Genomic DNA, 19,680 nt, shown 5'->3' with positions numbered 1-19,680 from the left:
TTATGATGTATAAAACAAATGAGGTGCGACTATGAAAAATCTCACGAGACTCCCAAAGATACTTGCCATCCTCGCATGGATCGTTCTATCTTTATTATTATTCAGCGTTACTGCTGCTTACTTAGTGGCAGAACAGCCAATCGTGCAGGATTTCCTGCGCAATAAATCAACAGATGCAATAGCAGCAACTATAGCGTTCAAGGAGGTACTGCTGCCATTCGGTGTTATCATCCTGATTCCATGGCTGCTTAATCTGCTCGGTATTCTCTATATGAAGCGTTATGTCATGGCAAGCGCTGTTATGCTTATCCTATCAGGACTGATGATGCTCTATACCATCATTCTACCTATTCTGCTTATTACAGCAGGCACTATACTGATTACGCGTCACCGCTATTTTATCAAACATGAGAAATATCAGACGCCTTATCAGTAGAAGTGTCCAGCACTTCCTCCGGCACCCAGCCGACCAGGCCATTACGCTTGATCAGTACATAACCGGCATACTCTCCAACTACTTTCACTTCTTCTCCCGCCGTTACATCCAGAAAGAGATCCGTATAGTCATCATTGAGGTAATGACGTCCGTCCTGCTCCTTGATCCATTCCGTCTTCACCATCAGCTGCGTCTGACTTGAGAGATGTTCTGCAAAGGTGAAGTGTGCATCCCCTTCGAAGGCTTTGATCTCATAGTCCGGAAATGTGAAGCTGTGCGGCTCCTGTAACGTGACTTCAAAGTCCTGAATGACGAGTCTTGAGGGATGCGCATCCACCGACATCGTGTCCAGGCTGCCGTCCGCTTCAATGATCAGCGCGTTCAGCTGCCCTGATGCCTTCACCTGATTGCCACCATCCAGCGCGATAATGCGACGCGCCTGATTGACCTTGACTTCATGGCTGTATAGACCGTCTTCTACAAAGTTGGCTGCGGGATAATGGCCGACCACTACGGTCTTGTCCAGGTGATGGGTCCGGCTATAGAATTCAGGCATCGTCAGCGCGACTTCTCTCGGCGTCTCAAGGTAATCAGCCTCTATTCCCGCATGGACAAACAGATAGTCCTCTGTCTCGATTGCTGTCGGCAGGTTTCTGAACCACTGCTGAAAGTCACCGTACTGTTCGAGCACAGCACGGGCAAAGTCACTCTGTGCAGGATAATCTTCAAGTGTTGTCCCCGTCTCCCGCAGGAATTCATGCGCGGCAGTGTGACGACAGTCCATATACGCATACAGCCAATCGGCCTCCAGCTCATCAAAGAAGCGGTCACAGTTACCTTCAATGACATACACATTGTCACTTTCAGCAAGTTCACGGATAAATTTCATCGTCCCTAAACTATCCTGACCCTTATCCAGGATGTCGCCGTTGATGATCAGCCTATCATCGTCTGACCAGCCGGTTTTCTTAAGCAGCTGCTTGAATAATGCCAGTTCGCCGTGAATATCGGAAATGACAATCGTCCGTCTGCCTCTGATATCAAGCTGAATCAGCTTATCTTTCAGTTTCACCGGATCACCTCTTTCAGCTGTGCTGTCAGCAAGTCGGCAGGATTCAATTTCATCTGTGTACCACGCTGACCGGCACTGACAATCATCTTAATTTTCTTTGTCATTTAAAGCCACCTCTTTCAAGTCTTCTTCATTATAGCTTATAATAGATATACACCAGGGTTAAAGGAGAATAATATGGATTTAAAATATCAGTTAACAGAACTCAAAGAGGAATACGTCCGCATCCAGGGCGATATAGAAAAAGTCCAGTCCACTGGCAATGCTGCAGATAAGTTGGAGGTGCGCCTTATTGAACTCGAAGAAGAAATCAGACAGGTCCGTGAACAGCTCAATTAAGTCATTTTTCACGATATTGATGGCCATCCAGTTCTTCATCTATTTCGGCTTCAGCATCGTGATTCCGGTCATTCCGGCCCTGGTCAAAAGTATGGGGCTGAATGCCTTCCATATGGGACTTCTGCTGTCAGTCTATTCCATCGCGTCATTCATCGCTGCCCCTGTCTGGGGACAGCTGTCAGATCAGCTCGGCCGTAAAAAGATTCTGGTCATTGGTCTGACCGGGTTTGCTGTCAGCTTTCTGACATTCGGATTATTTATTGATAATCTCGCACTGCTCTATGTATCCCGTATTATCGGCGGTCTGTTCTCCGGTGCCTGCTTCTCGACGACGACCAGTATTGTCGCAGATGTTACAACAACGGAAGAACGCAACCGCTATATGGGTCTGATGGGTATGATGATCGGTTTCGGCTTTATTTTTGGTCCGGCGGTCGGCGGTCTCCTTGCCGGTTATTCCTATCAGCTCCCTTACTTTGTCACAACGGTTATACTGGTCGTCATCATCATAGCAGTCCTGCTCTCTCTGCCTGAGACGCATCATCACAAGACCCGACAGCACAACAGGACGAAGCTCAGCTATACGACACCTATTCTGATTCTCCTCGCGAGCACTTTAATTGTCACAATGACCATGAGCGGCATGGAAAGCTCATTCCAGCTCCTTGAAATTGAACGAATCGACATCACACCGACACAGATGGGCATGCTCTTTATGATCGGCGGTCTTGTCAATGCCCTTCTCCAAGGGGGTTACCTGCGCAAAGTAAAGCACGGACAGGAAAAACGTGTCATGGTCACCGGGCAGATTATCACCAGCATCGCCTTCATCATGCTGCCTTTTACGATGAATCTCTTTTATGCAGGCGTCTGTCTCGTTCTGCTGATGTCCGGTAACGCACTCGTCCGCACGCTTCTGACATCAACTTTGACTAAATCAACTTCATCAAGTAATATGGGCAAACTGACAGGCGTCAGCTATTCGCTGGACAGTCTCGGTCGGATCATCGGACCTCTGCTCTTCACCGGTCTGATGACCTATAGTCTCAGCCTGCCTTTCTTCATCGGTGCCCTGACGAGCCTTCTCGCCCTTATTATGATTGCGATTTACTTCAGGAAAGGACTAACTGCATGATACTATTACTGACGTTATTCATCGTCACTTATCTTCTCGTCTCCTATTTAAGCATCTATCAGCTCAATATGAGACCGACACAGGCTGCACGTCTCATCTTCGGTATGGCGCTGATCATCTTCGCCTCCACATGGCTGTCCGGTCTTCCGGGTTCACTGTGGGTGATACTGCTGGTCATCTGTCTCGTCATCAATATCGAGATCACTGCCTTCAAGGCTAAGATCCACGATATGAAAGGCCAGCAGATTCTACATATCTTCACTGTCGCAATGGCGGCGATGATTATCGCAACGGCCTTTCTACTGTCAATTTAAAACGGTTAGTCCTTCTCAGGGCTAACCGTTTCTTGATTAATACAGATCTTTCTCTTCAAGGAGCCTTTCCAGAAAAGTATCCAGCAGACTGTCTTCCACTGCAAGCGATACTCTGACATAATTTCGTCCTCTCTCACCGAACGGGATACCAGGCGTGACTAATAATGACTGTTCCTGCAGCAGATAGTCAACGAATGCCTCACCATCATAGCCTTCCGGGGTCTTCAGCCACAAGAAAATCCCTCCCTCAAGCGGACTGAAGGGTATCGCGTTTTCCGTCAGTATACCCATCACTTTATTCCTCCTCTTTCTGAACAGTTCATTCTGTTCATCGAGGAAAGGTTGTCCGAGCTCGAGTGCTGCGATACTTGCATCCTGCAGCGCTCCCCACATTCCGACCTGTGTATGGTCCTGCAGCTTATTGAGTCCGGCAATCATTTCCTTATTGCCGACAGCGAAGCCGACACGGAAGCCTGACATATTGAACCCCTTTGACAGTGAATAGATTTCCACCGCTACTTCCTTCGCGCCTGGTGACTGGAGAATACTTGGATTTTTCTGATTGAATCCGAACGCTGCATAAGCGAAATCATGGACAATTTTTGTCTCAGTTCCTCTGAAGCGCTCAACTGCCGCATCAAAGAACGCTCTTGTCGCAACAGCTCCAGTTGGATTGCTCGGATAGTTCAGATAAATAAGCTTGGTACGGGCCAGTTCTGCTGCATCGACATCATCAAAGTCAGGCAGGTAATGCTTCTCCTCATATAGCGGGAGGTCATAATGCTCGCCGCGTGCAAGAATGACGCCCGCAAGATAATCGGTATAGCCCGGGTCTGGCAGCAGTACACCGTCACCCGGATTGATGGTACAGAGCGGCAGATGGACCAGTCCGTTCTTCGTGCCATAGAGTATACAGATTTCCTCATCCTTATTCAGCTCAACGCCGTATGTCTCTTTATAGAAAGTCTGTATAGCTGACCTGAACGCTTCCTTTCCCCGGAATACCCCGTATTTATTGTTGGTCGGGTCTGTGATTGCCTGCTGCATGGCTGCTATCACTTCGACAGGTGCGGGTTTATCGGGTATACCGACCGCCATATTGATCAGCGGCTTTTCTCCTATCTCAAGCTTACGTCCCATCGTCTTGCCAAAATAACTATCAGGAATTTCGTTCAGTATGTCTGTATATTTCATCTGTCGCCTTCCTCCCCATAAAAAAATGTCACCGCTTAATAGCGATGACATCTGTCACTTATCTATCAAGCATCCGCTTGCTGGAATTAGCACCGTGCAGCTGCCGGTTGCTGAGATTTCAATGGGCCAGTCCCTCCATCTCTCTGAATAAGTTATTGAATTATTTTTACTATAATCCTTCTAAAGCCCGGGGTCAATATTTTATCTGACCTCAGTCACTTCAGAACGACGACGTCTATTCTTGATTTTCATCAGCACTTCATAGACTACAGGTACAACCAGTAATGTCAGCAGTGTCGATGAAACCAGTCCACCGATCACTGTTACACCAAGCGCCTTACTGATCAGGACGGAACCGTCACCACCGATAAGCAGTGGAGACAAGGCCCCAACAGTTGCCAGTGCCGTCATCAGAATCGGACGGACACGGGTCGAAGCTGCCTCGAGTAAAGCCTCACGGGTCGACAGACCTCTATCTTCCATATGGATGACCCGGTCGACCAGTACAATGGCGTTTGTTACAACGATACCAATCAGCATCAACAGACCAATCATCGAAGGTACAGATAAGGTTTCTCCTGATAACAGCAGACCGACGATCACACCGGTGATTGTGAATGGTAACGAAAACAGGATGGCAAGCGGTGCAAGTCCGCCCTTGAAGGTCAGTACCAGGATCAAGTAGACGATACCGATAGCAGCAAGCATAGCAAGACCTAGTTGTGAGAAACTTTCACCGATATCTTCACTTGTGCCCCCAACCTTGATACTAACATTGTCAGGTTTATCGATTTTTTCAAGTGCTTTTGATACTTCAGCAGTCGTTTTACCGACATCATCCGCTTTGATCTTACCGTCTACAGTAGCAGATATATCTCCATTCTTACGCATAATTGTATCTGAAGACTCACCTTTTTCAATTTGAGCAATATCGCTCAGCTTAATCTCTTTACCTGTCGGTGATGTGAGTGTCGTATTCTCAAGTTTGGCTTCGGTCCAATTTGTCTCCTGACCTTTCGTCAGAATAACATCTGTGGAATTTCCTGTTTTTCCGACCTTAGTGACGACTGTACCAAGTGAATGCTCATTGAGTTTCATGGCAACCTGTCCTGCCGTCAGACCTCTTTCAGCCAGTTTGTTCTGGTCCACCTTGATTGTATACTCTTCGTAGCTTTTAGAAAGAGATGAATTGACATTTGATAATGTCTTCTGTTCATTCATTACCTCTTCGACGTCCTGCACGGTTTTACGGATATCTTTCGTTGAAGGCCCTATCACAGATACTGATACCGAATTAGAAGCACCACCTGTTGCGAAGTCCTGATTCTTCCATGAGCCGGGATGATTGAACGTGGCAATCTTATTCAGTACTTTTTCCGGTTCCTCACCCCAGTCCGGCGTATCTTTATCATACTCAACCATCATGGCCATATCATTTGAAGCAACCGGACTGAATGGGTTTTTACCACCAACTGAGTATTGAATATTATTAACGTGTTTATTTTTGGCAAGCACTTTCTGAATTTCATCACCATGTGCGACCACTTCTTCCTCCGTCTCACCTGGTTCAGGTTTATAAGTGAGTGCAAGCATTTTATCTTCACCTGTTGAGATGAATGAGGTTCCTACAAATGGTGTAAGCATCAGACTGCCGGCAAGCAGCAATGTACTCAGTAAAGCAACCACCCACTTATGGTTGAGACACCATTCAAGAACATTGCGGTAGAAGTGCGCGATGCGGCCTGGTTTTTCGTCGTGATGGCCTCTGATGCTGTTACGGAAGAATATATGAGCAAGCATGGGTACTATCGTGATGGCAATCAGGAGTGATGCCAGCAAGGCGAACACGACTGTCAGTGCGAACGGACGGAACAGTTCACCGATAGAACCTGATACGAGCGCAAGCGGGAGGAATACAGCAATTGTCACCATCGTTGATGACATAATCGGAATGAACATCTCACGAGTTGCGTCAGCAATCAGCGCAGCACCTTGAAGGCGTTCATTCTTAAGTGACATTCTCCGGAAAATATTCTCGATTACGACGATAGAGTCATCGATCACACGACCGATCGCAACAGTCATAGCACCGAGCGTCATAATATTCAGTGTGACGCCTAACTGCTTAAGAATTAAGAGCGCAATCAGAATGGACATTGGAATAGACACGACTGCGATAAAGGTAGAACGAATATTACGTAAGAAGATAAGAATCATGATGACTGCGAAAATGGCACCGATGACTGCTTTTTCCACCATCGTCTTGATCGAATCCTGAATCGGTTTAGCCTGGTCCATCATCAGCAGTGCGTTGAGGTCTTTATTCTCTTTGACATAACCATCAACGATTTCTTTAGCGTCATTGGCTACGCTGACTGTATTGGCATTGTCAGACTTAACAAGCTGGATACTTAATGAATCATTACCGTTCGTCTTAGAAATGGATTCACGACTTTCAACTTTTTTAATTGTTGCGATATCACTGAGTTCAACTGTCGGTATTTTAGCATTTCTCATTTTCTCAGCTATTGCTTCAGCCTGTTCAGGCGTCATCTGTGCTTGTGCCTGCCCGGGTGCCTGCTGGGCTGCAGTACCTGCCCCGGTCTGTTTGCCTGTGGCTGGAATTTTCAGTGATCTCAGTGCATCAACTGAGGTGAACTGCCCATCCACTATAATGGATTTCAGATCGTTGCCGAACGTGTATAGGCCGAGGGGCGCATTGGCTGTTGCACCTTTAATGAACTGGAGAACAGATTCTTCAGTCAGACCTTTGTCCGCCAGTTTCTTGTCATCAAACTGAAGTTCAACCTGTTCTACTTCCTGTCCTGAGAATGAGACGCTTGAAACGCCTTCCACTCCCTCAAGCTGCGGAATCAGATCATCCTTAATCTTTTCAGTCAGTGCTTTAATATCATTGTCATCATTTGAAAATGAGTAGCTGATGATCGGGAATGTATACATGGAGATACGATCGATTTTAGTATCCTGAACGCTCTCGGGTAAATCGAGTGAATCTATCGCTTCCTGGACATCTTTTTCGGCTTTATCCATATCTGTGCCGAAATCGTACTGCAGGGTGATTGCCGAAGCATTCTGCATCGACTGACTGGATACAGTGTCAACCCCTTCCATACTTTTCACTTTCTTCTCAATCGGGTCAGTGACATTCTCAAGCACTGCTTCCGGTGTTGCACCTGGATATGGTGTCGTGACGGTCAGCACGGGTGAAGATATACTAGGTAACATCTCTTCCTTCATCGTCATAGCTGAATAAATACCCGCCACTGCAAGTAACAATGTCATCAGCCAGAGTGCCAGTTTGTTATGTAACGAGAAATCAATAATTTTCTTTATCACAACTTGCCTCCTAAATAATTCGTTCTCTATAAGTAATATAGCTTAAATATTTTTACATTACTAATAATCAAACCCAGATTTTATCATTCTTTTGCATATTGTTGTCCAATTCTATATTTCGCTATCACTTCTTCAATTTTTACATTAAAATGAATAAGAATGGAGGGATTAGATGCAAAAAGTTCTGATGCTATTATCAATCTTAATGCACATCGTATTAGTAGCGGGTTATTTCATCAATAGCGGTATTATTTTCTTCACCAGCTACTTCTGGATTATATTCTGTCTGATTTCATTGTTTATCGGACTGCGCTACCATTTCTCCAAACTAAATCTGAGCGAAAAAGACCTTCCCTATCGTATTCTTACCATCCTGCTGACCATCAGCAGTTCAGTCAGTTTGATTTTTCTGCTCTATACCACTTTTTTTAATCCGTTTCTTTATCTCGATATACGCTAAAAGAGTCTCATCCAGCTGGATGTGACTCTTTTATCTGCGGCCTAATTTTCTTCTGAAGTTCATGACTCGTGGTTTCACCTGTTCAATCAGCTGATATACATAAGGATTCAGGACATAATCAAATTCACCGATTTTCGCGCTGAGTCTCGTTCCCCACATCTTCTTAAACTGCCAGAGACCGAAATACTCTGAATCTTTGTCAGGGTGATTGCTCGTGCCTCCGAAATCATAGGTCTTCGCCCCTTTTTCACGTGCATAGCACATCATTGAGAGCTGCATATTATAGTTCGGCAGATAGTCACGGTATTCGTTGCTTGATGCTCCGTACAGATAATAAGCTTTATGACCTGAGAATGTCAGAATGGCGCCCGACAGCACTTTTCCTTCCGGATTTGTTTTCTCCATTTCCGTCAGTTCATCAATCTGCTTCTGCAGCTTAGTCATCTGAATTTCAAGATCTTTTAGCTGATTGTCAATTTTCTGGCTCTTCTCTTTCTGTCCCAGTCGTTCTTTTTTCTCTGCGCGTGTTTTATATTCTTCGTGCAGTTTTGGCAGCACTTCACCCGGTACAAGTTTCACCAGCACCAGTTCTGCGTCGCCATCCGGATTAAGTGCATCATAAATGTTCTGGAAATACGAAACATCACGTGTCAGAAAGCCGTCTCTCGATCCGGTCTCCTGCATCAGATCTGCAAAAATCTGCAAGTCTTCACGACCGGCGATATAGGCATTCGTCCCTTTTTTCTGACTGAGTTTGACACGTGAACGGTTGTTACGCTCAAAGCTCTTGATCAGGCCCTCATCATTCTGGTCGATATTTGTGATCATCGTCATACGCGGCTGAATATAGTTTTTGCTGAGACCATCTTCAAAGCCTTTATGCTTAAAGCCGATGGACTCCATATAATCAACCAGTCCGGCCACTTCAGTCACTTCAACATCCGGATCGATTTTGATAGAATAAGCCCGTTCTGACCGTGCCACTTCAACCGCCTGTGCAAGCAGTGCCTCAACTACTTCGTGGTCCCGATAATCACAGACAAATCCTCTTGAAGCATAGCACAGCGTATAAGGCAGTCTCGGCACTTTCTTGAAGAGCAGCTGTGCGACCCCGGCCACTTCACCGTTTCTCCCCACTGCGATGCGTCTGCTGGTCCAGCCGGCTGATTTTTTGACTTCTCCCCATTTCGATAGCTGCAGCAGGTCACCATGTGGATGTGCCTTTACAAAAGCATCGTGCGTTTCGTCTGTTATTGTCAAACGTTCAACTGTCATTGTTCTCTTCCTTTCATATATCAAGCATCTTCACTTCTTATTTGATATAATGACCTCATTAAATAAAGAAAGAGGTCTCTATGTTTAAAAATATACTGCTTGCTGTCGTTTCTCTGGTTAATCTGGTGTTCATCTTTTTGATGCAAGGTCATCAATCGGTTGACCATATTGATGTTCATATCATCGTTGCAGCTCTTGCATTAATTATCAGTGTGCTCTTTCTGATTGTACGCAGAGATCAACTTAACTTTACGTTCGCTATTATAACACTTTTGATTGCTGCTTATCATATTTCACTTATCGTGCTGCATATCTACCACTATGTCTATGTCTGAAAATGATAGATGGCACCGTGCACTTCCAGTGAAGGATGTTGTATACCTGAGAGTGTGATGGATTCTATGCGCTCTCTGTCTCCTTCAAGAAGGGTGAATGTGGGCCCATCAGGAATCAGCAGCTGATTACCTTTCGATTGTGCATTGAACCAGTCCATCCAGTTTTGGATGAACTGGCTTTTATTTTGCGTCATGATCGCTATATCTGCTACACGCGCCGACTGAAAGTGGGGTTGCAGCTGTTCAGCTCGGAAAGCATCATCTTCGCCCCACTGGATGAAGAACGGCAGTTCACGGTCCATTCTGTCATCATTGATATAGAGCAACTGCCAGCTGATCACTTCACCGTCCGGTTTGGTACGAGACATCTTACTCGGTCCGATTGTCGATAAGCCGCACGAAATAAAATGATCATTGAGTGATTCAATATCATCAGTCCGGAAACAAAGTCTTTTCCATCCTTCCTCGTAATCTGTTCTCTCTAAAGTGGCTGCAAAACTTAACCGCTGCTCATCGATCGCTGCAGCCTTTCTCAGCACCTCTTTATCAAACACATCTATATATTCGATATAGCTGAGATCCGTGTAACTCAGACGGTTGAACGTACCCAGCTGTTCATGACATCCACCCTCCACAAGCTGAAGCAGCGCGTCCGGAAACTGAAAAGACGACAGACCGTCAATATAGTGAATAATATGGTCCCATTGTAACTTCATTATCCTCACCTCCATTATATTGTAATTAAGAAAACAAAAGAAAACACCTTAAAAGGTGTTTTCTCACGGAAAACGATATTATTTTCTAAGTTTACCGACATTTTTGCCAAAGCCGGCTGTCACATCGTTCATATCTTTCGTTACATCAACCGTCACTTTACCATCGTTGATATCAGAGTCAATAGCTTCCTCAGCAGCATTCTGTAATGTTTCAATCAAATGTTCAGGCGCATTGAAATCAAGAATGTAACGGCCTTCTGCAGCTGTGATTGAATAACGACCCTGTCTGTCAGTTTTTACTGTTTCCACAAGGTTCCCATTCTGATAGACATCGATTCTGACATCAGATAATTTGCGGTCAGGTCGGTCATATTTACCGTTATTGTTCTGATCAAAGAATACGAAACCTTTTACATTGTGCTTAACAGCCGGTACTTCTGTTGTCGGTCCTTCTGTTGTCGGTGCTTCTGTTGTCGGTCCTTCTGTTGTCGGTGCTTCTGTTGTCGGTCCTTCTGTTGTCGGTGCTTCTGTTGTCGGTGCTTCTGTTGTCGGTACTTCTGTCGTCGGTCCTTCTGTTGTCGGTGCTTCTGTCGTCGGTGCTTCTGTTGTCGGTACTTCTGTCGTCGGTCCTTCTGTTGTCGGTCCTTCTGTTGTCGGTGCTTCTGTTGTCGGTCCTTCTGTCGTCGGTCCTTCTGTTGTCGGTGCTTCTGTCGTCGGTACTTCTGTTGTCGGTGCTTCTGTCGTCGGTACTTCTGTCGTCGGTGCTTCTGCAGTTTTGATGCTTGATGTAGGTAATAACTTATAAGCATTGAAGCTGTAAGTGACGACACCTTCGATTCGGTCATATGTCGCGCCGATTTCAAGTGGCTCTGTCGTCTTGACGAGGAACTGATGACCTGCTGCATCTGTCACCGTGTATTCATTATAAGTGTTGACTGATTCTACTTTCACTTTTTCAATTGCGATATATTCAGCTTCTGTCTCCTCACCGATCTGGTCAAGTGCAGTGACTGCAGGCTGAATCGTTTTTTGAGCTGCTACTTTAATATCTTCAGTTTCAACTTGGTAAAGGCCATAATATTCAGTCGTTGAACCGGTTGCTGTGATGACCTCACCAATAACCGGTTTAACTGTTTTACTGCGGACTACCATTCCGCTTGTTTCGTCCTGAATATAGATGTTATAGCCATCGATATACGTTACGGTTCCTGTTACGATAGCGTTTGTGCCTTTACCCGCCTCTCTCGCTTCTTTGATGGTCATCTCTTCAGCTGCTGCATCAACAGGTTCTGCCGGTACTATTGTATCCGGAGCTACTGTATAACCTTGAGCGATGGCTTCTTCTTGTGAGAAGAAGATTCTATGTTCAACCGGCACTTTCGCAAAGTCCTGAGGTGCATAATATAATTTAGTCGCTGAATCACCTACATAACGCTGTAAGCCCTTCTGATCGTAACGTGCTCTGAATTCAAACGGTAATTCAAGGAGGGGATGTTCTTTCTGCCAGATACCGATGTTCTGTGCCTGTGCTTCTGCCACTGCAGTCTGGAACATATTGTAGTCTTCCATATTCGCTACCGGCCAGATGAAGTAAGTTGAGGCCATTCCGAGTTTAACCATTTCAAGGTTTGTATTGAGGTTATCGCTTTCTCTGACGACTTGACCTAATACACGTCCGTAAGCATCTGTAATATTATCCTGATTAACTTTCACAGTGACAGCTGTACCTGCAGCTAACATATCATTCAAAGCTTTCTTTGCCTGCTCACCATGATATTTCTGATTCTGGTTCAAGTCTGTATCAATCAGGGCCGGATCGTATGAGGACAAGTGATAAGTTTCCGGTGTATCGATGTTCACAAAACGAATCGTATCAGAACCCATAATGTTCGGCGTGATCTTGATCGTATCACCGTCTACGACACGAACGACATTCACATGATACTCAGCTTGAGGAACTTCTGGTGCCGGTGGTGTCACCTCTGCACTGAAAGTTCCGAGTTCGGTCAATGTATCTTTCGGTAACGCAGCGAACTGCGCTGCCGGGTCATATATATTATGGACATCTGTATCGGCCACAAGATTATCCGCTGTGCGCACGAGTGTCATATCCGACGTTGACGCTGCTGACCCGAATGCTGTACCTGGGTCAACGCCTACCTGACCGATAGAATCACTCACTTCGCCGGTTTTAATTGCCGCGTTATAATTTTCAAATAAAACAAGTGTATCGTCACCATTGAAGTTCATGGCTGTTGAACCTGTCTTCAGATCAGCTTGCGCCAGAATTTCTGCTGCTGCATTCTGATTAGCAATAACATGCACTTCGCCTGGAGCAAGTGTGCCGCTTAATTTAAGTTCTGAAACCGTACCTGTTGTCTCGCTTGCACCATTGATGAAGCTGACAAGTGAGTACGTCGATAAATCGACTGCTTCTATCGTCGGATTGTAAATTTCGATTGCTTTGTTATAACCTGTGCCTTCGATATATTCTGAGATAATCAACTTGCCTGCTGCCTGAGCGTTTTGAACGGTAAATGACAGAACTAATGATAATACCATCATCAGGGATAAGATGGCTTTAAAGATAGTTTTCATTTTTTTCTCCTCTTATTGTGAATGAATGCTTCATCATTTTAACAGTCCAATATGGAGATAGTATTTAAATGCTGTAAACATACGATTAAGAATGTAAAAAATTGCTTAACAAAAACAGTCCGGCCATTTTTCTGCAGGACTGTTTGTTATTGATTCACTTTAAGCGAGACGATATACCCTTGCTTCGTATGGCTGCAGCTGGATGCTGTCTGTCACTTCTGTATCATATGCATAATCATAGTTTGCCAGCACCAGTTGAGAAGGATCAAACTGTAAGTCATCAGAATCATCAAGCTCTACTTGATGATTAGTCAGATTACCGATCACAAGTACTTTTTCATCCTCCAACGTTCTCGTATAAGCAAATACTGACGGATCTTCAGGATAAACAAGATCAAATATACCGTAAGTCATGATAAGATTCTCTTTTTTGAAGGCAATCAGTTTCTTATAATAATTCAGAATGGAATCTTCCCGTTCCATCTGATGTGCAACATTTAAGTAAGGATAATTCGGATTGACTTTCATCCATGGGCGGCCCGTCGTAAAGCCGGCGTTCTCTGTCGCATCCCACTGCATCGGGGTCCGTGAATTATCACGGCTGATGCGCTGCAGCATTTCGATAACCTCTTCTTTTGTCGCTCCATTGATCAGTTCATTATTGTAGATATTCTTGGCATGAACATCATCGAATTCCACTATATCCTGGAACGGATAATTCGTCATACCGATTTCCTGACCTTGATAGATGAACGGTGTACCTTGTAGCAGCATATAGACAGTGGCATGACTCGTTGAACTTTCAAACCAGTGAACTTTATCGTCAGCCCATGTTGATGGTACACGCGGGCGGTCGTGATTTTCAATAAAAAGTGCATTCCAGCCTTTATTCTCAAGGCCCTTCTGCCATTGCGCAAGCACCTGTTTATAACCGAGTATATCGAAACTGGTTCCGATATTATGGTCCCAGAGATTGAGATGTTCAAACTGGAAGACCATATTGAACTTGCCATTCTCTTCACCGACCCAGACGTCTGCATCGTCAGTCGTCACGCCATTTGCTTCTCCGACTGTCATAATGTCATATTTAGAAAATGTCTTCTCTTTCAGCTCTTCCAGATATTTATGAATACCCGGCTGATTCATATGGGCATCGAATGACTCAACAAAGTTCAGGTTATCAGGGTTTGGCAGGTCGCCCATCTCAAATGACTTCTTGATGTGACTGATAGCATCTACACGGAAACCATCGATGCCTTTATCGAGCCACCAGTTGACCATGTTATAGATCGTTTCACGCATCTCAGCATTCTCCCAGTTCAAATCCGGCTGTTTACGACTGAAGACATGCATGAAGTACTGGTCTGTTGTCGCATCATACTCCCATGCAGAGCCTTCAAAAATACTCGCCCAGTTATTCGGCTCCTTACCGTCTTTCCCATCCTGCCAGATGTACCAGTCACGTTTCGGGTTATCTTTCGCTACACGTGATTCAACAAACCATGGATGTTCATCACTGGTATGATTGATGACTAAATCCATAATCAGTTTCATTCCACGCGCATGCACTTCGAACAGCAGACGGTCAAAGTCCTCCATCGTACCGAAATCATGCATAATAGCCTGATAATCACTGATGTCATAGCCATTATCGTCATTAGGAGATTTGTATATCGGACTCACCCAGATAACATCTATTCCTAAATCCTGCAGATAATCAAGTTTTTCTGTAATGCCGTTGATGTCACCAATCCCATCTCCATTTGAATCTTTAAAGCTCCGCGGATAGACTTGATAACACACCGCTTCCTTCCACCAAATACGTTCCATTTCATGGTCCTCCCAAATAAAAAGCTGTCAACACCTGCATGCTAACAGCTTTCTAATGTCAGTTCAATTAAAAAAGTTGAGATTTATATTTCTATTTAAATATTCTTTGCTTCAATCCGGCGGTCTTCAGCTGCAGTACGAATGCGATTCCCCGTTTCCTTATCAAAGAAATGTGCCTTGTTCATATCCATTGCGAGACGCACTACGTCGCCCGGCTGATAATTATTACGCGCATCCAGCTTAGAAATAAACTCCTGATTCTCAAAGGTTCCGTATACCATTATCTCCGCACCATGCAATTCACTTACTGTGACTTTCGTCTCAAATGAGCTGCCTTCAGATGACTGGATGAAAACGGGTTCGTCGTTAATATCCTCAGGCCGGATACCAAACTTCACTTCTTTGTCCTTATAACCTTTCGCTTCCAAGCTACGGAGTGTAGCGGCAGGGATATCGAACGTATACTGTCCGATGTGAAGCTGATTATCTGATATTCTGGCATCGAAGATATTCATCGGTGGTGAACCAATGAATTCGGCTACGAAGATATTTTCCGGGAAATCATAGACTTCTTTTGGTGACCCTACCTGCATAATATCACCTTGATTAAGGACTACAATTCTTGTAGCCATGGTTAAGGCTTCTGTCTGGTCATGAGTGACATAGATAGTCGTCGTCTGAAGTCTGTTATGGAGCTTTGATATTTCAGCACGCATCTGTACACGAAGCTTTGCATCTAAATTAGAAAGCGGCTCATCCATAAGGAATACTTTTGCTTCACGTACGATGGCACGTCCTAATGCCACTCGTTGACGCTGCCCACCTGATAATGCTTTCGGCTTGCGGTTCAGATATTCAGTCAACCCGAGTATTTCAGCTGCTTCATGAACACGTCTTTTAATTTCATCTTTAGGTGTTTTACGGAGTTTAAGGCCAAACGCCATATTATCATAGACAGTCATATGAGGATATAATGCATAGTTCTGGAAGACCATGGCGATGTCACGATTTTTAGGAGGTACGTCATTCATGCGCACACCGTCAATCATAAATTCGCCATCTGTAATGTCTTCAAGTCCCGCAATCATACGTAGCGTTGTAGATTTACCACAACCTGATGGTCCAACAAAGACAATAAACTCTTTATCATGGATGTGTAAGTTGAAGTCTTTAACAACTGTGTTGCCGCCGTCATAAGTTTTTTTGATGTGATCCAGTATAAGTTCTGCCATTTAATTTCCCCCTTACACCCACCACATATGTTAGCGAGTTCTTATCGATAGGAAGGGGTGGAGCGGTCGAGGATATGACGCGCTACTTCCTTTATATCATTGGTATAATTGATGATCCCTTGAACTGCCGGAAAGGCCTGCGACAGTCCTATCTCGAGCAGTGAGCCTAGAATGGATTGTACAGGATTCAGTGATTTAAGTTTGAACGCACTGCGGATTACCTGTATCATCTTGGCAAAATCCATCATCTGTGTAAAGGTAGTTTCCTGGTTGTTCTGCTCTTTAATATGCTTCTTGATCGATGGCCACATATTAAATTTATCATAGACGTCATCCGCTTCTACTTTGAAGTGGCTGCGTATGGTGCGTTCTAGGACAGAATAACTCTGCCTTGAGATCACCTCTTTCAAGGCAGGGGTAAAGAGTTTAGGGAAGACACTGTTGACCTTATAATTCAGATAACTCTCTTTCATTTCCTCTTTCTGATAATTCTCCACATACTCCTCATGCTGTTTCTCGAATAATGTCTTTACCCGCGCCTGCATCGCTTCGATACCTTCACCACTCAGCGCACTGACAAACAGATAATCTTTCTGCGTCTTGATATAAGGGCGCAGCATGACTTTCAGCTCCGTATTCTTCGTATGTTTCAACGATTCCAGTGACTCTACATGATTGACATCAATCAATGCATCCACTTTATTATAGATGAAATGAACTTCCTTCTCCTCTTTACTGAGGTATTTAATCAGCTCCATATCTGTTTCGCGGATTTTGCTGCCGAATACATAGTAAAAAGTGGTAATATCACTAGTCTTGATCATTTTTTTATATTGAGAAAGTGTGACCTCTTCTGTGCCTACGCCTGGAAAATCCACTAATTCCCCGAATACCGGATAGTCATAGGACTGTGCGGTCAGCGTTGCATCGGTGTGAACGCCGGCATATGCTTCTGCATTCGGAAGCAGTTTATTAATCAGACTGCTCTTACCTGCGTCCGGCTGACCGATAAAACCGACAGCATGCGGCGTACGGTTTGCTACAAACTTTCTATATGCTTTCACCAAGGGATGATTGATCATTTTCATCACTCCAATTATCTATTTACGGTTAAGTACCCTATAACTATAACAGTAAATCCATCGTTGTATCAGCTCTAACTCCTTCAGTTCATCAAATAAAGGAAATAAGGGGCGCCGCTCAGACTGTCAATCATACCGACAATAAGCTTACGAGGTACGCGGATATCACGGATGATATTATGAACTTCAGTGTTCTGATAGTAACAAGGGCTTAAGGCACCTTGCTGCACTTAATAGTTCATACTTCCACAGCAGCAACGTCAGAATCATGACTATCGCCAAAGAGAAACTTGGCGTGAAATGTCTTGAACTCATTATTAAATCCTTGTGTAATGTTTACAGAGTAAGTCATAGGTAACGAGCAGAGGTTTGCCTGTGCGTGGATCAGTGCTCAGTTCCGCATCTATATTGAAGACTTCTTCCAGTACTTCGTGGGTCAGAACTTCTAGTGGCGTCCCCTGCTTGATGATATCCCCTTTTTTCATGGTGATCAGGTGATCAGAGAACCGGATGGTCTGGTTGATGTCATGCAGCACCATAACAATCGTTGTGCCCTGTTCACGGTTCAATGTCTGCACGAGGTCCAGAATCTCCAGCTGATGAGAGATATCAAGATAAGTGGTCGGTTCATCCAGGAAGATGATATCCGTCTTCTGCGCAAGCGCCATTGCAATCCAGACACGCTGACGCTGGCCGCCACTCAGGTCATTGACAGCCCTATGTTTGAATTCATATGTGCCGGTCGCATAAAGCGCCCAGTCGATCATCTCTTTATCTTCCTTTGATAGCCGTCCAAATCCGCTCTGATAGGGAAAGCGGCCATAACTGACCAGTTCCCCTGCCGTCAGACCATCCGCCACTTCAGGTGACTGGGGCAGTATCGCTATTTTACGTGCGACTTCTTTAGTGGACTGCTGGTGGATATTCCGGCCGTCCAAGACGACCTGACCGTCTTTAACTGGAATAATACGTGCCAATGCCTTCAGTAATGTTGACTTACCGCAGCCATTCGGTCCAATAATTGATGTAATCTTTCCGTCAGGGATTGCGACTGTCAGTTCTTTGACGATATCTCGTTCACCGTAGCTGATTGTGATTCTTTCTCCAGATAATCTTTCCATTTTAAACCGCCTTCACTTATTTAAGTGATAATCATTATCAATGCACTTATTTTATAGGATAATATAGGACAACGCAACTTAACAAGGTAAGGCGTTCTTATATTGAACCATTTAATAGATATAACTATTATCGGTGCTGGTCTATACGCTGCTTTCTATGCAGGCCTTCGCGGCACGACAGTCCGCATTATCGAATATCAGAGGGTGGCAGAGATGTCGGGAAAATCATCCATTCCCTGCAGGTAGAGGATAGAATCTGTTATCATCCATCATTGCCGTACACGCGAACCTCGCTAAGACTTATATGGACCCAGCTGCACAGGAGTCTCCAGGCATAATGAAGTCTTCAAGGAGAAAAATGAAGAACTGATGTCTCATATGCTGTCGTAATAAAAGCCCGTTCATCTTTCGTGGCTAAAGCGAAAGATGAACGGGCTTCTTTATTTCAATTCAATCAGACTGGCTGCTTCATCATCCATTACAATCTCAACATCAGAATGGCTGAACAGACTGCTGGCAGGAATCATGATGTCAGGTTCAGTCATCTGATGGAGCTTCGCCATTATCGGTGCTTTCTTTTCGCCGAGCGCCAGCATAATAATGCGATTAGAATACAGAATGGTCTCAATACCCATCGAGACCGCTTTCGCAGGCACGTCCTCTTTGTCCTTAAAGAAGCGGGCATTGGCCTCTATCGTCTCTTCTGTCAGTTCAACCACTCTCGTTTTACTGTCGAATGGTGTACCCGGTTCATTGAATCCGATATGACCGTTGACACCGATGCCAAGCAGCTGAATGTGCAGGGGACCTTTTTCACGGATGGCCTGATCATAGCGAAGATTGTCTTCCTCAACATCAGTCAGATCATTATCCGGCAGATGAAACTGTGAATCGTTCATGCCGACCGGCTCAAAGAAGTGCTTTTTCATGTAACTCATATAACTGTTAGGATCATTTGAGTCCAGGTTGAAATATTCATCCAGATTAAAAGTCTCAAGGCAGGAGATATCTGTACGGTTCACTTTCAGAAGGTATACCAGTTCCTTATACATCTCTTCCATTGTGCCACCTGTCGCAAGACCCAGTAACGTACATTGATTAAAGTGAATTTCCTTGAACATTTCTGTTGCGACGTAACGACTTGCATGATCCCGATGACCTAAGTTCATGAATTTCATGTCTGC

At 44.7% G+C, this 19,680-nt stretch carries 18 protein-coding genes and 1 riboswitch; of the genes, 6 read left to right on the top strand and 12 right to left on the bottom strand.

The features are described 5' to 3' along the window. The first annotated feature begins 31 nt into the window (after positions 1 to 31). Complete coding sequence (locus tag ERX40_RS07210) at positions 32 to 436, top strand: hypothetical protein (protein ID WP_133417826.1); 405 nt, start codon at positions 32 to 34, stop codon at positions 434 to 436. Here the strand turns inward: ERX40_RS07210 and ERX40_RS07205 are convergent. Continuing rightward, positions 402 to 1,508 carry a metallophosphoesterase gene (locus ERX40_RS07205; RefSeq protein WP_165980703.1) on the bottom strand — a complete coding sequence of 369 codons (1,107 nt, stop codon included), beginning with the start codon at positions 1,506 to 1,508 and terminating at the stop codon, positions 402 to 404. The two genes, ERX40_RS07210 and ERX40_RS07205, sit on opposite strands and share 35 nt — an antisense overlap. A 177-nt stretch (positions 1,509 to 1,685) precedes the next feature. Between ERX40_RS07205 and ERX40_RS11280 the strand changes: the two genes are divergently transcribed. The 3 genes from ERX40_RS11280 to mspA are packed head-to-tail and all read left to right on the top strand — an operon-like array spanning position 1,686 to position 3,296. Next, the gene (locus ERX40_RS11280) at positions 1,686 to 1,847 is read left to right on the top strand and encodes an SE1832 family protein (protein ID WP_165980702.1); all 162 of its coding nucleotides are present in this window, start codon (positions 1,686 to 1,688) and stop codon (positions 1,845 to 1,847) included. Then, positions 1,801 to 2,982: an MFS transporter gene (locus ERX40_RS07200; protein ID WP_243712993.1), complete on the top strand. Its 1,182-nt coding sequence runs from the start codon at positions 1,801 to 1,803 to the stop codon at positions 2,980 to 2,982. The genes ERX40_RS11280 and ERX40_RS07200 overlap by 47 nt, the downstream gene beginning before the upstream one ends. Next, positions 2,979 to 3,296, top strand: a complete 318-nt coding sequence (gene mspA, locus ERX40_RS07195) for a membrane stabilizing protein MspA (protein ID WP_133417824.1) — start codon at positions 2,979 to 2,981, stop codon at positions 3,294 to 3,296. The genes ERX40_RS07200 and mspA overlap by 4 nt, the downstream gene beginning before the upstream one ends. Before the next feature lie 36 nt (positions 3,297 to 3,332). Here the strand turns inward: mspA and ERX40_RS07190 are convergent, their stop codons facing one another. Continuing rightward, positions 3,333 to 4,490 carry an aminotransferase class I/II-fold pyridoxal phosphate-dependent enzyme gene (locus tag ERX40_RS07190; RefSeq protein WP_133417823.1) on the bottom strand — a complete coding sequence of 386 codons (1,158 nt, stop codon included), beginning with the start codon at positions 4,488 to 4,490 and terminating at the stop codon, positions 3,333 to 3,335. Positions 4,491 to 4,545: 55 nt separating this feature from the next. Next, positions 4,546 to 4,644, bottom strand: a riboswitch (SAM riboswitch). Positions 4,645 to 4,691: 47 nt separating this feature from the next. Beyond that, positions 4,692 to 7,847, bottom strand: a complete 3,156-nt coding sequence (locus tag ERX40_RS07185) for an efflux RND transporter permease subunit (protein WP_133417822.1) — start codon at positions 7,845 to 7,847, stop codon at positions 4,692 to 4,694. Between the two features lie 172 nt (positions 7,848 to 8,019). Between ERX40_RS07185 and ERX40_RS07180 the strand changes: the two genes are divergently transcribed. After that, positions 8,020 to 8,307, top strand: a complete 288-nt coding sequence (locus ERX40_RS07180; RefSeq protein ID WP_133417821.1) for a hypothetical protein — start codon at positions 8,020 to 8,022, stop codon at positions 8,305 to 8,307. Between the two features lie 30 nt (positions 8,308 to 8,337). Here the strand turns inward: ERX40_RS07180 and ERX40_RS07175 are convergent, their stop codons facing one another. Further along, positions 8,338 to 9,582 carry a lipid II:glycine glycyltransferase FemX gene (locus ERX40_RS07175; RefSeq protein WP_133417820.1) on the bottom strand — a complete coding sequence of 415 codons (1,245 nt, stop codon included), beginning with the start codon at positions 9,580 to 9,582 and terminating at the stop codon, positions 8,338 to 8,340. Between the two features lie 80 nt (positions 9,583 to 9,662). On the opposite strand from ERX40_RS07175, the gene ERX40_RS07170 reads away from it, so the two are divergent. Continuing rightward, the gene (locus tag ERX40_RS07170) at positions 9,663 to 9,917 is read left to right on the top strand and encodes a hypothetical protein (RefSeq protein WP_133417819.1); all 255 of its coding nucleotides are present in this window, start codon (positions 9,663 to 9,665) and stop codon (positions 9,915 to 9,917) included. On the opposite strand, the gene ERX40_RS07165 is transcribed toward ERX40_RS07170, so the two are convergent. From ERX40_RS07165 to ERX40_RS07135, 8 genes are all read right to left on the bottom strand, one after another. Then, positions 9,908 to 10,633, bottom strand: a complete 726-nt coding sequence (locus ERX40_RS07165; protein WP_165980701.1) for a VOC family protein — start codon at positions 10,631 to 10,633, stop codon at positions 9,908 to 9,910. The two genes, ERX40_RS07170 and ERX40_RS07165, sit on opposite strands and share 10 nt — an antisense overlap. 78 nt (positions 10,634 to 10,711) lie before the next feature. Continuing rightward, positions 10,712 to 13,231 carry a thermonuclease family protein gene (locus ERX40_RS07160; protein ID WP_133417817.1) on the bottom strand — a complete coding sequence of 840 codons (2,520 nt, stop codon included), beginning with the start codon at positions 13,229 to 13,231 and terminating at the stop codon, positions 10,712 to 10,714. Positions 13,232 to 13,390: 159 nt separating this feature from the next. Next, on the bottom strand, positions 13,391 to 15,061 hold the full coding sequence (locus ERX40_RS07155; RefSeq protein WP_133417816.1) for a glycoside hydrolase family 13 protein: 1,671 nt from the start codon (positions 15,059 to 15,061) through the stop codon (positions 13,391 to 13,393). A 95-nt stretch (positions 15,062 to 15,156) separates the two neighbouring features. Beyond that, a complete protein-coding gene (locus ERX40_RS07150) occupies positions 15,157 to 16,293 on the bottom strand; it encodes an ABC transporter ATP-binding protein (RefSeq protein WP_133417815.1) in 1,137 nt (378 codons plus the stop codon). 41 nt (positions 16,294 to 16,334) lie between these two features. Continuing rightward, positions 16,335 to 17,375: a GTPase domain-containing protein gene (locus ERX40_RS07145; protein WP_165980700.1), complete on the bottom strand. Its 1,041-nt coding sequence runs from the start codon at positions 17,373 to 17,375 to the stop codon at positions 16,335 to 16,337. An 83-nt stretch (positions 17,376 to 17,458) separates the two neighbouring features. Next, on the bottom strand, positions 17,459 to 17,605 hold the full coding sequence (locus tag ERX40_RS11275; RefSeq protein WP_165980699.1) for a hypothetical protein: 147 nt from the start codon (positions 17,603 to 17,605) through the stop codon (positions 17,459 to 17,461). Between the two features lie 87 nt (positions 17,606 to 17,692). Then, the gene (locus ERX40_RS07140) at positions 17,693 to 18,496 is read right to left on the bottom strand and encodes an ABC transporter ATP-binding protein (RefSeq protein ID WP_133417813.1); all 804 of its coding nucleotides are present in this window, start codon (positions 18,494 to 18,496) and stop codon (positions 17,693 to 17,695) included. Positions 18,497 to 18,936: 440 nt separating this feature from the next. Beyond that, entirely contained in the window at positions 18,937 to 19,674 is a 738-nt protein-coding gene (locus ERX40_RS07135; protein ID WP_133417812.1) for a glucosamine-6-phosphate deaminase, read from the bottom strand. Positions 19,675 to 19,680 lie beyond the last annotated feature (6 nt).

The organism is Macrococcus carouselicus (genome assembly GCF_004359515.1).
Lineage (GTDB): Bacteria > Bacillota > Bacilli > Staphylococcales > Staphylococcaceae > Macrococcus > Macrococcus carouselicus.
The sequence above is the reverse complement of the archived record's forward strand: the minus strand, read 5'-3'. Positions and strand labels throughout refer to the sequence as shown.